Raw genomic sequence first — 13836 nt, 5'->3', positions numbered from 1 at the left:
CCCGCCCGCCGTCTAAACTTGCCTCGCTTCGCGCCGCAGAGGACGGCACGGCGGCGAATTTTCAGGGAGGAAATCGGATGCTCTATTTCAGGACGAAATTTGTTGCAGCCGGCGTGCTGGCGCTGTCGCTTGGGTTTGGCGCGGCATCGGTCAAGGCGCAGGAATTCATCAACGTGCTGACCGGCGGCACGTCCGGCGTCTACTATCCGCTCGGCGTCGCCCTGTCGGAAATCTACGGCAAGGGCATCGAAGGCGCGCGCACCCAGGTGCAGGCGACGAAAGCGTCGGTCGAAAACCTCAATCTTCTGCAGCAGGGTAAGGGCGAGATTGCCTTTGCGCTGGGCGATTCCGTCAAACTGGCCGCCGAAGGCAATACCGAAGCCGGCTTCCCAGGCAAGCTCGACAAGCTGCGCGGCATTGCCGCCATCTACCCCAACTACATCCAGATCGTCGCCAGCAAGGAGTCCGGCATCAGGACGCTCGCCGACCTCAAGGGCAAGAGCCTGTCGGTCGGCGCGCCGGCTTCGGGCACCGAGCTCAACGCCCGCACGATATTCGCCGCTGCCGGGCTGAAATACGAAGACCTCGGGCGGATCGAATATCTGCCCTTCGCCGAATCGGTGGAGCTGATCAAGAACCGCCAGCTCGACGCCACGCTGCAATCGGCGGGCCTGGGCGTTGCATCGATCCGTGACCTCGCCACCTCGCTGCCGGTCAACATCGTTGCGGTGCCGGCGGAGGACGTCGCCAAGATCGGCTCGCCCTATCTTTCGGTGGTCATCCCGAAAGGCACCTATGAGGGCCAGACCGAGGATGTCGCGACCGCCGCTGTCGGCAATTTCCTGATCACAAGCGCCGATGTCGCCGACGAGACCGCCTACCAGATGACCAAGCTGTTGTTCGAGCATCTCGACCAGCTCACCGCCGCCCATGCCGCCGCCAAAGCGATCGACCCGGCAAAGGCGCTCGACGGCATGCCGGTGCCGCTGCATCCAGGCGCCGAGAGATACTACAAGGAAAAGGGACTGCTGAAGTAGGGCGCTCCCTCCTCCTTGAGGGGAGGGAGCCGACCGCCAGGAACCCCGCTAATGACCGAAACCCCGACCGTTCTTTCCCCCACAGCCGAAGCCCCTGTCGAAGGATTGCCGCCGGGCTTCGGCGAAGGCATCGCCGGCAAGGCGGCTTTTTTCATCGCCATCGCCTTCTCCATCTTCCAGATCTACATCGCCGCCTATGGCAGCCTCCCGAGCCAGGTCGTGCGCGCCATGCATGTCGGCTTCCTGCTGCTGCTCGGCTTTGCCCTGATCGCCAATCTGCGCGCCAAAAGCGTCCCGGCGAAAGCAGTGTTCTGGACGCTCGGTGTGCTCGGCTTCGCCACCGGCCTGTACAATTGGGTATTCTACGCCGACCTCATCCGCCGCTCCGGCTTTCTCACCACGCCGGACCTGATCGTCGGCGCGGTGCTGGTGGTGCTGGTCTTCGAGGCGGCGCGGCGGCTGATGGGGCTGCCGCTTGCCGTCATCGCCTTCATCTTTCTCGCCTACGCATTTGCCGGCAATCATCTGCCGCCGCCTTTCATCCATCGCGGCTATGATTTCGCCCAGCTCGTCGACACCTTCGCCTATGGCACGGAAGGCATCTACGGCACGCCGATCTATGTCTCGGCCGCCTACATCTTCATCTTCGTCGTCTTCGCCGCCTTTCTCGAACGCGCCGGCATGATCGCGCTGTTCAACGATTTTGCGCTTGGCCTGGTCGGCTCATGGCGCGGCGGCCCGGCGCAGGTCTGCGTGCTGTCCTCGGCGCTGATGGGCACCATTTCGGGCTCCGGGGTCGCCAATGTGGTGGCAAGCGGCCAGTTCACCATCCCGCTGATGAAGCGCTTCGGCTTCCGCTCGGCCTTCGCCGGCGCCGTCGAGGCGACCTCGTCGATGGGCGGCCAGATCATGCCGCCGGTGATGGGTGCGGTTGCCTTCATCATGGCCGAGACGCTGAACATCCCCTATGCCGCGGTGGTCAAGGCGGCGATCATCCCGGCGCTGCTCTATTTCGGCGCCTGTTTCTGGCAGGTGCACCTGGAGGCCGGCAAGGCCGGCCTGCACGGCATGGCCAAGGCCGACCTGCCCAATCCGTGGGATGCAGTGAGACGACACTGGCCGCTGGTGCTGCCGCTGGCAGCGCTGATCTACCTGCTGTTTGCCGGCTATACACCGGTCTTCGCCGGCACCATGGGCCTGGCCTTGACCATTGTGCTCATCCTCGGCACGCCGCTGGCGGCATTGATCGGGCCGCTTGCCTTCCGCGTCGTCTTCTGGCTGGCGCTCGGGCTTGCCGCCGCTTCCTTCATGAGGTTCGGCGTCAACATCCTCAGCCTGGTTATCGCCGTGCTGGTTATCGCCTGCCTCACCTCCAAGGGCGGGCGCGAGACGCTGCGCATATGCATCGATTCCCTTGCTGAGGGAGCAAAGAACGCGCTGCCGGTCGGCATTGCCTGCGCCATTGTCGGCATCGTCATCGGCACGCTGACGCTCACCGGCATTGCCTCGACCTTCATCGGCTGGATCATCTCGATCGGCGAGAACAATCTGTTCCTGTCGCTGCTTTTGACCATGCTCACCTGCCTGGTGCTCGGCATGGGCATCCCGACCATTCCCAATTACATCATCACCTCCTCGCTAGCCGGGCCGGCATTGTTGTCGCTCGGCGTGCCGCTGGTGGTCAGCCATATGTTCGTCTTCTATTTCGGCATCATGGCCGATCTCACTCCGCCGGTGGCCCTGGCCGCCTTCGCCGCCGCACCCATGGCCAAGGAAAGCGGCCTCAAGATCGGCATCCAGGCCACCAAGCTTGCCATCGCCGGCTTCGTGGTGCCGTTCATGGCGATCTATACCCCGGCGCTGATGCTGCAGGACCCCGGTCCGATCGCCGCCCAGTTCGGCTATCCCGTCGAGGTCGCCTATATCGTCATCAAAGCCTGCATGGGCATCGTCCTGTGGGGCGCCGCCGCCGTCGGCTTTCTGGCCCGGCGCATGACCTGGTGGGAACGCCTCGTCGCCTTCGCCGCAGGCGTGCTGCTGGTTGCGGCGCTGCCGCTCACCGACGAGGCGGGCTGGGCGCTGTCTCTTGCCTGGATCGGCTGGCACTGCTGGCGTGCGCGGCAGGCGTCGCTGGCCAGTTCGGCATGAGCCTCTGCATCGTCGCAGCCGGCAAGACGGCGACGCTCACCGTGGCCGCCTTCACGCTCGCCTGGACGCATTCGGCGGAGAAGACCCGGTGGCAGGAAGACTGGAAGGTGCTGCCGTCCGGCCTGCAGCTCGTCGAGGCCCGCATCAAGGGCTCTGGGGCCGGTATGGAGCCGCCGCAAGGCTCGGTGCTGCGCGACGGTTGGTGGATCTATGCGCCCCAGGTCGGGCCACAGCGGCGCCTGGTGCTCGCCGCCTCGGGCGCCACGGGTGAAGGCTGGACGCTGTGCACGGCTCAGGATTGCCGCGAACTTGGCAAGGCGGCAGGCGAGACGATCTCGCTGGAGCCATGCGGGCCGGAGGGCTCCAGCCAGCCGCGGTAGCGGGCGATCATACCGGCAAGCGGATGCGAGATCTCGACATGGAAGCGGAAGCGGCCGTCCTCCACCGTTTCGTAAGAAGTCGAGCGTGGACCGAGCCACATCGGCAGCGGCAGGCCGAAAAGGCTCCAGCGATGCAAGACCAGCGCCAGCCGGCTGTCCTCGGCAACCAGCGCCATCGCGAAGGTCAGCGGGCCGAAGCCTTCGCACAGCAGGCGCTGCGATCGACCCCGGCCTGCGAACTGTACGCTCGAAAAGCTGTGCCTGCCGAATGTCCGTGTCCAGGTCTCGTCGTCCTTGTCGGTGTCGAAGCGGACATGAACCGGGATGTCCCCGCTTGCCCCGGGGAAGCCCACCATCCAGGCCATTAGCCGGCCAAGAACATTGCGCCCGCGCTCCACGCTCGCACGTCCCTCCGCCGTAATCGTACGGTCATGCATTGCACGAATTGCGTCGGGCAGGCCTTGCCAGGCATTGCCGAGCAGCGCGGCATAAAGCGGCTTGTGCTCGTCCGCGGCCCCGCTCCTGAACCCGGTGTAGATCGTCCGCCCGGCGAACAGAGCCTCATAATCCCGGAGTTCCAGATCGCGCACGGCAGCCCGTGCGCCCGGCGCGGGCCTATGTCCGTCCAATGCCTTGCGGACCAACGCTTCGACCGCCATCGACGGGATCAGCGGCCCGTCATTGCCCTCCGCCAGGAGATGCCACGAGCGCTTGGCGGTGGCGCCCGCCCGATCCGATCCCTCCACCTCGACGAACATGCCGCCGCGATGCTCGCCCCGGCGCAGCCGGTTCGTTGCCTGCTGCATCAGCGGCGCCAGCGGCGAAAGCGAACCGATCAATCCGGCGCGCACCAGCCAGGCGAGGCCGATCAGGGCGCGGTGCAGCGTCTCGGGCGCCGGGCCGGCTCCCATCCAGATCGTCCTCGCCTCGGGCCAAAGTTCGGCCAAGGCGCAGGTCCGGAACGTCGACCAGCGAGAACAGCGTGTTTCGAAGCGGCCGCCGGCCCGGCGGCGCGATTGTGTAGCGCAGCTGCTCGGTAAACGGATGGCCTTGTTCGGGACGGCCATTACGAACAAGCCGCACCGGCTGACCGGCGTAACCGGCAATGGCGCGAATGACGTTCTCGCCGACTCCGGCAAAGGGCGACGGCGCGATGCCGCCGCGAATGCTGTCTACCGGCGCCAGATCTGACGACAGGTGACGCACCACTGCCGCCGTCAGCACCGGAAAGCTCGACACTCCGGACAGCACAAAGATCCCGGCGTTTCGCGCCGCCTCGTCGAACGTAGAGACACCGGCGACGAATCCGAGCCGTCGGCAAGATCGAGATAGTTGACGCGCTGAGCGATGCAGGCCTCGATCAGACGATAGCGTCCTTCGCCATAGGCCTGGAACGGACCGCTCGCGTCGACCACAATGTTGGGCCGCAGCGCAGCGAACTGCGCGGCGAGATCGCCATCGCGGTCGAACAACGCCGGCACCAGCCGGGCTTCTGTAGGGGCGCGCTTCTTGCAATAGGCATCGGCCCTGGCAAGCGAACGCCCGGCGACGATCAGGATCAGACGCGGCTCGTCCTCAAGCAGCTCGACGATACGGCCACCAAAGGTGCCATAGCCGCCGACTATAAGAACCTTCATTCGCAGTTCCCCCAAAGTGCCGGCGCGCCGCCCGCTCGCTACGTCCGGCGACGGCAACGAACCCTAGCCGATCAACCTTGCCCTGACCTCGGCGGAAGGGATTTCACAGCTGTCCTTTTTGCCAAACAGGGCGTAGCGGTTCTTTGCGATGCGGTCGTAGAGCCAGTCGCGAAGCTGGCGCGGCAACAGCAGCAGGACCCGCGCCGCCCGCCACGGCCAGCCGAGTTCGGCCATGACGGCAACGAAACTGCCCAGGCGGGTGAAAGCGGCGCCATCGACGATGACGAGATTGGTCTCGTAGCTATCCGTCCGCAGCCCGTATTTCTTGAACAGCATCTCGCCGAGCGGCGACTGCGCCGTTACGAAATGGAAGTGGCCCTTGCGGTCGAGCTTCACCACCATGCGCACAAAGCCCGAGCACAACACGCAGACGCCGTCGAACACGATCAACGGGCGACTTGCATCGAATTCCGGCGGTTCAGGAGAATGGTTCGGCTTGACGGTCACGTGGCGCCTGACAGCTGGTGTCAGATGAAACTAGGCCTGCCGGCGGCTGGATCAAAGCCCGGAATGTTAGAACCTTGGCGTTGTCGCACGCCGTCTGTCGGTCAGCGCAGGGCGCTCGGCGCGATAGGTCGTTGACCGGTTGTCGGCGTCGGGCCGGCAGATCCGGCTGTCGTGACGGCTTTCCGTGGTCATCATCAGTGCACGCTGATCCCAAGCGTGTTGCCGCGGCGCGCGCAGGCGGGGCCTGGGCCGCGCATGTAATAGCGCTCGGGCCGATAGGTCGGCGCGACGAATTCGCGGATGGCGGCAGCATAGCCGGCGATTTGATTCCAGAAGCTCATTTTACTCGGTCCCTGTCCCGTTTCGGATGTCCCTTCCGAATTGCGGGGATCATAGCGTCCAGGCGTGAATAGTCGGTGAACGCGATGTTAATCTCTGGTCGAAAATGCCTTTGTTCATGGCTGGAATGCGGCTGATTCGCGGTGTTTCCGTGCAGTCCGTCGGCATTTCGACCAGTGTGACTTTTGCATCACATATGTTTCGCCTGAATGTCGCCGAGGCGCGGGTTTGTTTCACTTTTGCTGCCACCGCGAAATTTCCGTGCACGCGGCCGGAAAACCAGGAACCGGCCCGTCAGCCCGCACGTTGATTTTCCAGTGCGGGACGACCGGTTCCGCAGGCTGCGGTGCTCGGGTTGAGCCGCAGCCCAAAATCCGAAACAGCAAGAGCAATGGAAAGGCAAAAGCCATGGGCTTCTTTTCGAAAGATATCAAAACACTCGACGATCTCTTCGTGCACACGCTGCGCGACATCTACTACGCCGAAAAACAGATCGAGAAATCGCTGCCAAAGATGATCGACAAGGCGACCGATCCGCAATTGAAAGCCGGCCTGGAGAAGCACCTCGGCCAGACCAAGGGCCATATCGAGCGTGTCGAGCAGGTCTTCGAACTGCATGGCGTGAAGGCCAAGACGGTCAACTGCCCGGCCATCGACGGCATTCTCGAGGAAGCCGATGAAGTCAGCGGCGACATCGACGACAAGGACGTTCTCGATGCCGCCCTGATCGCCTCCGCGCAAGCGGTCGAGCACTATGAGATAACCCGTTACGGCACGCTGATAGCCTGGGCCAAGCAGCTTGGCCGCAGCGACTGCGCCAATGTCCTGGCCAACAATATCAAGGAAGAGCAGGCGACCGACCGCAAGCTCACCGAGATGGCGGAAAGCAAGATCAACCTGCAGGCGGCCGAGTAAGGCCGCAATCGAGAATGGAGTTCAAGGCAAGGCTGGGCCGAAAGCTCGGGCTTGCCTTTTGCACCGCCGGAACCGGAACGGATTTTGCCCGTTCTCGGTTGAACGTTGTCGCGCAGGGAGTTTATCATGGCGCCGCGCCCCGCCTGGAGAGGCTATCTCAAGCTTTCGCTGGTCACTTGCGCCGTCGAACTGACCAATGTCGTCACCCACGCCGAAAAAGTCTCGTTCCGCGTGCTCAATCGCAAGACCGGCAACACCGTCAAGCGCGTCTATGTCGATTCGGCAGGCGGCAAGCCGCTCGATGAAGGCGACGAGATCAAGGGCTACGAGCTCGGCGACGGCGATTTCGTCCAAATCGAGGAGGAGGAGATCGAAGCCGTGCAGATCGAATCCTCGCATACGATGAGCCTCGATGGGTTCATCGAAAAATCCTCGATCCAGCAGATCTATCTCGATACGCCCTATTATGTGACGCCGGCGGACGACGTTTCGGAAGAGGCCTTCGCCGTCATCCGCGACGCCATGGCCGCCAAGAAGACGGCGGGCCTTGCCCGCATCGTGCTCTACCGCCGCGAACGTCCGGTGGTCATCGAGCCGCTGGGCAAGGGCCTGCTGCTGACGACGCTGCGCTATGGCGACACGGTGCGCAGGCCGGAGATGGTGTTCGGCGACATCAAGCCGGTGAAGACCGACACCGAGATGATCAGGCTGGCCGAGCACATCATCGATGAGAAACAGGCGAAATTCGACCCTTCCGAATTCGAAGACAAATACGAGAACGCGCTGATCGAGCTGGTCCGCGCCAAGAAGGCCGGCAAGAAGGCACCGAAGACTAAGGCCGAGCCGCGGCCCTCCAACGTTGTCAATCTCTTCGATGCATTGAAGAAGAGCCTCTCCTCGGAGGCCGGCGCGCCGCCAACGGCTAGGCAGCCGGCAAAAGGTGCCAAACCGAAAGCCGCCCGGCGCAAATCGGCTTAGGATCAGCCCATGGTCGGCCTCGAACAATATCACGCCAAGCGCGATTTCAAGAAAACCGCCGAACCGGCCGGCAAGGTTTCGCGCGGCAAGAAAGCCGAGCCGGGTGGCATCTTCGTCATCCACAAGCATGCCGCCACCAGGCTTCATTACGACCTTCGCCTTGAGTATGGCGGCGTGCTGTGGAGCTGGGCGGTGACGCGAGGCCCGAGCCTCGACCCGCACGAGAAGCGGCTCGCCGTGCATGTCGAGGACCACCCAATCGACTATGCGCCGTTCGAAGGCACTATCCCAAAGGGCCAATATGGCGGCGGCTCGGTCATTGTCTGGGACGAGGGCACATGGGTCCCGGAAGGCGACCCGGCAAAGGCGATGAAGAAAGGCCATATCAACTTCGAACTGCACGGCCATAAGCTGCACGGCGCCTGGCATCTGGTGCGGCTGAAGCCGCGCCCCGGCGAAAAGCGCGACAACTGGTTGCTGATCAAGTCCGACGATGCCGCCGCACGTCCCGGCGAGGATATTCTGCAGGAGGCGCCACAATCGGTGAAATCCGGCCTGACCATCGAGGAGGTCGGCGAAGGCAAGACGGCTGATGGCAAGAAGCCGAGGGTCTGGCAATCCAACAGGCCGGCCACCGGCAAGGCGAGGGCCGTGACGGCAAGGCGGCTCGAATTCATCGAACCGGCGCTTGCCACGCTGGAGCGGGACGCCCCGCCCGGCAAGGACTGGCTTCATGAGGTGAAGTTCGACGGCTATCGCATGCACGCGCAGCTTGCCGGTACAGAGGTGCGGCTTTTGACACGCACCGGCCTCGACTGGACCGACAAATTCGGTGGCGCGATCGTCGCCGCACTCGGGGGCCTGAAATGCACCGACGCCATCATCGACGGCGAAATCGTCGTGCTCGCGGATAACGGCGTCTCGTCTTTCTCGCTGCTGCAGCAAGATCTGTCGGCAGGCCGGACCGATCGTTTTATCTACTACGTCTTCGACCTGTTGCGTCTCGATGGTGAGGACATCCGTTCCGAGCCGCTGGTCGAGCGCAAGGAAAGGCTGCGCAGCCTGCTCGCCGAAGAGGCCGAGGATTCGACGCTGCGCTTCAGCGAGCACTTTGCCGAGCCCGGCAAGATCATGCTGGAGCATGCTTGCCGCCTGGGGCTCGAAGGCGTCGTCTCCAAGCGCGCCGATGCGCCCTACCGCAGCGGCCGTGTCCCCTCCTGGGTGAAATCGAAATGCACGGCGCGCCAGGAGTTCGTCATCGGCGGCTATATGCCGTCGGACAAGACCGGGCGCGGCCTGCGCTCGCTGCTGGTCGGCTATCACGAGGGCGGCAAGCTGCGCTATGCCGGCCGCGTCGGCACCGGCTTCGCGGCCAAAAGCACCAACGAGCTGAAGAAGAGGCTCGATGCGCTCAAGACGACGACCTCGCCCTTCGACAGGGCGGTGCCAAGAGGCAAGGGCCTGGTCTTGGTCAAGCCCGAACTTGTCTGCGAGGTGGAGTTTCGCAGTTGGACGTCGGACCGTATAATACGCCACGCATCCTTCCAGGGACTGCGCGAGGACAAGCCGGCGGAGGAAGTCGTGCAGGAGAAACCGAAAGCACGCTCAGCCACGGCAGAGTCCAAGGCAAAACCCGCCAAACCCGCCGGGACGGCGAAAACCTCGGTCACGCTGTCTCGCCCGGACAAACTTCTGTGGCCTGAGGAGGGGGTGTCGAAGCAGGATCTGGTCGACCATTACGCGCTGGTCTGGCCGCGCATGAAGCAATTCGTCATCAACCGGCCGCTCAGCCTCGTGCGGGCGCCGGACGGCGTTGGCGGCCAGCGCTTCTTCCAGAAACATGCCTCGGCCGGCATGCACGACAAGATCGCCGTGATGAAGGATCCAACCGACGGCGAGGAGATATTGTTCATTCGCGATTTCGATGGTGTCGTGGCCCTGGTGCAGCTCGGCGTGGTCGAAATCCACATCTGGGGTTCGACCACGGACCAACTGGATAAGCCGGACCAGATCATCTTCGATCTCGATCCCGATGAAGGCGTCGACGTGAAGGCGGTGCGTGCCGCGGCGCTCGATATCCGCGGCCGGCTCGACGAGCTGTCCCTGCCGAATTTCGTCAAGACGTCAGGCGGCAAGGGCTATCATGTCGTCGTGCCGCTGAAGCCGTCGGCAGGTTGGGACGAGGTAAAGGGCTTCGCCCATGAGTTCGCCCGCGCCCTCGAACAGGCCGCACCCGACCGCTACACGGCGACACTGTCGAAGAAGGCGCGCACCGGCAGGATATTCGTCGACTATCTGCGCAATGGCCGCGGCGCGACCACGGTCGCTCCTTATTCGTCACGCGCCAAGAAGGGCGCCACAGTATCCATGCCGGTGACCTGGGCGGAGATCGAGGCCGGATTGCCGCCGAACGCCTTTCCGATCGGCGACAAGACGACGCTGAAGCGACTCGGACAAGCCGATCCCTGGGCGGACTTTTTCAAGCAGGCCAAGCTGCTCAAGCGCGGCTAGCGCATCAAAGCGAGCCGTCAGGCGAGAAATGTCTTCTGGAAGGCCTGCTTGCCTACGGGTGAAAAGATCACGGCACGGCTGTCCTTCTCGCGCCGCGCCCATTTCTCAGCGAGAATCTTATCGAGAATGGCGGCGCCCAGCGTGCCGGCGAGGTGCGAACGCCGCACGCTCCAGTCGAGGCAGGCCCGGCACACCGGTCGCCGCGCCTTGCTCTCGACATCGATGCCGATCGCGGCGAAATGTGAGGCGGCTGACGGCCCAAGTCGGATCTCCTTGTCGTCGCGCAGGAGCACTTGTCGAGCGACAAGACGGTCCAGCATCGCCACCGCCTGCTCACCGGCGAGGTGGTCGTAGCAGACCCGTGCCACGCGCATGGCCGCGTCGCGTGGGCCGGGCCGCACCCGCTGCGGCCCGACAGCAGCAGCGACGCCAGTGATCGCCTCGATCATCTCAGCCACCTGCGGCCCGGCGAGGCCGTAATAGCGGTGCCGTCCCTGGCTCGCCACCGTCAGCAGCCCGCCTTCCATCAATTTCGACAGATGCGAGCTGGCGGTTGGCAGCGACACGCTGGCCTCGAGTGCCAGTTCGCTCGCCGTCAGTGCGGTGCCACCCATCAACGCGGTGAGCATGTTTGCACGCGCCGGATCGCCGACCAGGCTGGCGATGCGGGCTATGTCGGGTCCTTCACGCATTGTTCGTTCCTCATCGAAGCATTCTCGTCAGGTAACCATTATTCTCGACCCGGATCTAGGAGACGACGATGACAAGGACCATTCTCGACGCCGCGCCCGCCGGCCGCTTCGATCGCCGGCCGTTCATCACCTTGTGCTTGCGGCTGCGGCTCCTGGCGCGGTGGTACGACCGCCATTTGCAGCGCCTCGACCTCGCCGAGATCGACGATCATCTGCTGCGTGACCTTGGCCTCACTGCCGAAGACGTCCGTCGCGAATGCGCGAAATCCTTCTGGCAAGCCTGACTGCGAGGGAATTGCCTAGCACATCGATCTTCGGAACGTTTCGACCCAACTCGAACTGTGGTCGCAAGAAACTATCCACACGCCAAGGGGGCGAAAATGACCATTACCTGCTTCATCCGCTATGAGATCGATCCGTTCGGCAAAGCGGCGTTCGAGGAATATGCCCGCAATTGGGGGCAGGCGATCCCGCGCTGCGGCGCCGATCTTATCGGCTATTTCGCGCCGCATGAAGGCTCGGCGACCACGGCCTATGCCGCGTATAATGTCGACAGTCTGGCGGCCTACGAAGCCTATCGGGCTCGGCTCGCCGCCGATCCCGCCGGCAAGGCGATTATGAGTTCGCCCGACGGGAAAGATTCATCCTGAAGGAGGATCGCATCTTCCTCAAGCTGGCCTCGGGGCCCCATGCTCCTTTGGTGAAGCCATGATCGCGGTCATTTTCGAGGTCGAGCCGGCGGCGGGCAAACGCGACGCCTATCTCGGCATCGCCGCCGAGCTGCGGCCGCTGCTCGACGGCATAGACGGTTTTCTGTCGATCGAGCGCTTCCAGAGCCTTGCCGATCCGAACCGCATCCTGTCGCTGTCGTTCTGGCGGGACGAGGAGGCGGTGAAGGCTGGCGCAACATGGAGGAACATCGGCAGGCGCAGAAGGCCGGGCGCAGCGGCATCTTTGCCGGCTACCGTTTGCGCATCGCCCGTGTCATACGCGACTACGGCCTGACTGAACGCGCCGAGGCGCCAGCAGATAGCCGGGCGGTGAATGGGTAGGGACTGCTAGGCATTCCCGATCAGCACCCCTGCCGCAAACACCAGCGCGCCACCCAGCACCACCTGAAAGGCGGCGCGCCAGAATGGCGTCTGCATGTAGCGATTCTGCACGAAGGCGATCGTCCAAAGCTCGAAGAACACCACGACCGCGGCGACAATCGTCGCCGTCCAGAAAAGCGGGATGAGATAGGGCAGCGCGTGGCCGAGCCCGCCCAGCGTCGTCATGACGCCGACGGTCAGCCCGCGTTTTGCCGGCGAGCCGCGGCCGGATAGCTTGCCGTCGTCAGAGGCCACTTCGGTGAAGCCCATCGAGATGCCGGCGCCGATCGAGGCGGCAAGCCCGACCAGAAAGGTCTGGAACGTGTCATGCGTGGCAAAGGCCGCGGCAAAGATCGGTGCGAGCGTCGACACCGAGCCATCCATCAGCCCTGCCAGCCCGGGCTGCACGTAGGTCAGGATGAACTGGCGCTGCTCGGCCGCCGCCTCTTCGTCCTTGACCGCGCCCGGTACATGCTTTTGCTCCAGCCGCTGCGCCAGCGTCTCGTGGCCTTGTTCGGCGACCGCCAGATCGTCGAGCAGCTTTCTCGTCGAGGCATCGCCTGTGCGTTTGGCTGCCTCGACATAGAACAGGTAGGCCTGCCGCTCCATGGCCTCGGCTTGGCTGCGCACATGATCGATGCCGAGCGGCCTCACCAGCCAGTCCGGCTTGCGCTCGTAATAGCCCTTCACATGCTCGCGCCGGATCAGCGGTATGCGCTCGCCGAAACGCTTGCGGTAAAGCTCGATCAGCGAGTCGCGATGGCCGTCCTCTTCCTCCGCCATCTCCTCGAACACCTTGGCCGATTGCGGAAAGCCCTCTGCCAGCCCGTCGGCATAGGCGCGATAAATGCGCCCGTCATCCTCCTCGGAGGAGATGGCGAGCGCCAGGATCTCCTGTTCCGAGAGCGATTCGAAGGGACGGCGGCCAAAGCCGAAAACGCGGGAAAGCATGAGAAATTCACCCTAGTTTAGAAGAGTTCTAAACTAGGGCCTCGCACATCCCCGGTCAATCGTGCGCGCTTCACTCATCTGCTCAAACGTACCGACTTCGAAACCGAACAGGCCGTCGTTTGCTATCGGCAAACGTTCACCTATATAACCGAATCTGAACCAAGAGAAAGGAACCCGCAGATGCCGGCAAAACAGCACCCGTTTGATCCCAAGCCCGTTCTCGATCTCATCGCCAACATCGAGGCGGACCTGCAGCGCCTGAAAGGCCTGGTCGAGCAGCAGGTCGAAAAATTCGATCCCGCCAATCCGCATAACAAGGCTCCCGACGGCAAGCTGACAGAGGAGGGCGTCGAATGCTGCTATCGTCTGTTCGACGAGGGCAAGTCGCGCTATTCGGTCGCCCAGCAGATGAAGATCTCCTTCGCCGCCGCCACCCATCGCTTCAACACCTGGCGCAAGATGGGCGGCGCCAAACGGCGAAAAACGCTGTTGGGGTGAGCGGTCGGCGAAGCCGATCATTCGACAACGATTTGTCGATTGAAGCGACGAATGCCCGGAGCCATAGCGGAGGGCCGGGGAGGCGGTAGGTGACAGGTGCGCGCCCTTTCCTGCCCAAAGACGAATTGTAACGGTCACATTTTTTCATTGGT

The 13836-nt window shown here is 63.6% G+C and carries 15 protein-coding genes and 2 pseudogenes; 11 read left to right on the top strand and 6 right to left on the bottom strand.

Annotation, left to right across the window (positions count from 1 at the left end; genetic code table 11):
- The first annotated feature begins 77 nt into the window (after positions 1-77).
- The 3 genes from NKI85_RS18070 to NKI85_RS18060 are packed head-to-tail and all read left to right on the top strand — an operon-like array spanning position 78 to position 3565.
- Positions 78-1037, top strand: a complete 960-nt coding sequence (locus tag NKI85_RS18070) for a TAXI family TRAP transporter solute-binding subunit (RefSeq protein WP_352528649.1) — start codon at positions 78-80, stop codon at positions 1035-1037.
- 51 nt (positions 1038-1088) lie between these two features.
- Positions 1089-3185 carry a TRAP transporter permease gene (locus NKI85_RS18065; protein ID WP_352777254.1) on the top strand — a complete coding sequence of 699 codons (2097 nt, stop codon included), beginning with the start codon at positions 1089-1091 and terminating at the stop codon, positions 3183-3185.
- Complete coding sequence (locus tag NKI85_RS18060) at positions 3182-3565, top strand: DUF1850 domain-containing protein (RefSeq protein ID WP_352777252.1); 384 nt, start codon at positions 3182-3184, stop codon at positions 3563-3565. The genes NKI85_RS18065 and NKI85_RS18060 overlap by 4 nt, the downstream gene beginning before the upstream one ends.
- Here NKI85_RS18060 and NKI85_RS18055 read toward each other — a convergent pair.
- Positions 3478-4512, bottom strand: coding sequence for a DUF4166 domain-containing protein (locus tag NKI85_RS18055; protein ID WP_352777250.1), 1035 nt, complete (start codon positions 4510-4512; stop codon positions 3478-3480). The two genes, NKI85_RS18060 and NKI85_RS18055, sit on opposite strands and share 88 nt — an antisense overlap.
- Before the next feature lie 97 nt (positions 4513-4609).
- Between NKI85_RS18055 and NKI85_RS18050 the strand changes: the two genes are divergently transcribed.
- Positions 4610-4756 (top strand): hypothetical protein, encoded by a 147-nt coding sequence (locus tag NKI85_RS18050; RefSeq protein WP_352777247.1) that lies wholly within the window; start codon positions 4610-4612, stop codon positions 4754-4756.
- 26 nt (positions 4757-4782) lie between these two features.
- Here NKI85_RS18050 and NKI85_RS18045 read toward each other — a convergent pair whose 3' ends face one another.
- From NKI85_RS18045 to NKI85_RS18035, 3 genes are all read right to left on the bottom strand, one after another.
- Positions 4783-5202 carry a saccharopine dehydrogenase NADP-binding domain-containing protein gene (locus NKI85_RS18045; protein WP_352777245.1) on the bottom strand — a complete coding sequence of 140 codons (420 nt, stop codon included), beginning with the start codon at positions 5200-5202 and terminating at the stop codon, positions 4783-4785.
- A gap of 63 nt (positions 5203-5265) precedes the next feature.
- On the bottom strand, positions 5266-5709 hold the full coding sequence (locus NKI85_RS18040; protein WP_352777243.1) for a thiol-disulfide oxidoreductase DCC family protein: 444 nt from the start codon (positions 5707-5709) through the stop codon (positions 5266-5268).
- Between the two features lie 194 nt (positions 5710-5903).
- Positions 5904-6050, bottom strand: a complete 147-nt coding sequence (locus NKI85_RS18035; protein WP_023718851.1) for a hypothetical protein — start codon at positions 6048-6050, stop codon at positions 5904-5906.
- Between the two features lie 406 nt (positions 6051-6456).
- Between NKI85_RS18035 and NKI85_RS18030 the strand changes: the two genes are divergently transcribed.
- The 3 genes from NKI85_RS18030 (at position 6457) to ligD (ending at position 10452) form a co-directional block, all read left to right on the top strand.
- Entirely contained in the window at positions 6457-6963 is a 507-nt protein-coding gene (locus NKI85_RS18030; RefSeq protein WP_352777241.1) for a YciE/YciF ferroxidase family protein, read from the top strand.
- Between the two features lie 126 nt (positions 6964-7089).
- Positions 7090-7941: a non-homologous end joining protein Ku gene (gene ku / locus NKI85_RS18025; RefSeq protein WP_352777238.1), complete on the top strand. Its 852-nt coding sequence runs from the start codon at positions 7090-7092 to the stop codon at positions 7939-7941.
- Positions 7942-7950: 9 nt separating this feature from the next.
- A complete protein-coding gene (ligD, locus tag NKI85_RS18020; protein WP_352777236.1) occupies positions 7951-10452 on the top strand; it encodes a DNA ligase D in 2502 nt (833 codons plus the stop codon).
- 17 nt (positions 10453-10469) lie between these two features.
- On the opposite strand, the gene NKI85_RS18015 is transcribed toward ligD, so the two are convergent.
- Positions 10470-11144: an ArsR/SmtB family transcription factor gene (locus NKI85_RS18015; RefSeq protein WP_352528667.1), complete on the bottom strand. Its 675-nt coding sequence runs from the start codon at positions 11142-11144 to the stop codon at positions 10470-10472.
- A gap of 68 nt (positions 11145-11212) precedes the next feature.
- On the opposite strand from NKI85_RS18015, the gene NKI85_RS18010 reads away from it, so the two are divergent.
- From NKI85_RS18010 to NKI85_RS18000, 3 genes and pseudogenes are all read left to right on the top strand, one after another.
- Positions 11213-11428, top strand: coding sequence for a DUF1127 domain-containing protein (locus NKI85_RS18010; protein WP_352777234.1), 216 nt, complete (start codon positions 11213-11215; stop codon positions 11426-11428).
- Between the two features lie 96 nt (positions 11429-11524).
- Positions 11525-11856, top strand: a pseudogene (locus tag NKI85_RS18005) (NIPSNAP family protein).
- Positions 11853-12196 (top strand): annotated as a pseudogene (locus NKI85_RS18000) (antibiotic biosynthesis monooxygenase family protein). The pseudogenes NKI85_RS18005 and NKI85_RS18000 overlap by 4 nt, the downstream one beginning before the upstream one ends.
- A 6-nt stretch (positions 12197-12202) precedes the next feature.
- Here NKI85_RS18000 and mbfA read toward each other — a convergent pair.
- Positions 12203-13186 (bottom strand): iron exporter MbfA, encoded by a 984-nt coding sequence (gene mbfA / locus NKI85_RS17995; RefSeq protein WP_352528675.1) that lies wholly within the window; start codon positions 13184-13186, stop codon positions 12203-12205.
- Positions 13187-13366: 180 nt separating this feature from the next.
- On the opposite strand from mbfA, the gene NKI85_RS17990 reads away from it, so the two are divergent.
- On the top strand, positions 13367-13684 hold the full coding sequence (locus tag NKI85_RS17990) for a hypothetical protein (protein ID WP_352777231.1): 318 nt from the start codon (positions 13367-13369) through the stop codon (positions 13682-13684).
- Positions 13685-13836: the final 152 nt, after the last annotated feature.

Source organism: Mesorhizobium sp. M0571 (genome assembly GCF_040320985.1).
Lineage (GTDB): Bacteria > Pseudomonadota > Alphaproteobacteria > Rhizobiales > Rhizobiaceae > Mesorhizobium.
Note: the sequence above shows the minus strand (reverse complement) of the source record. Positions and strands in the feature narration are given on the sequence as shown.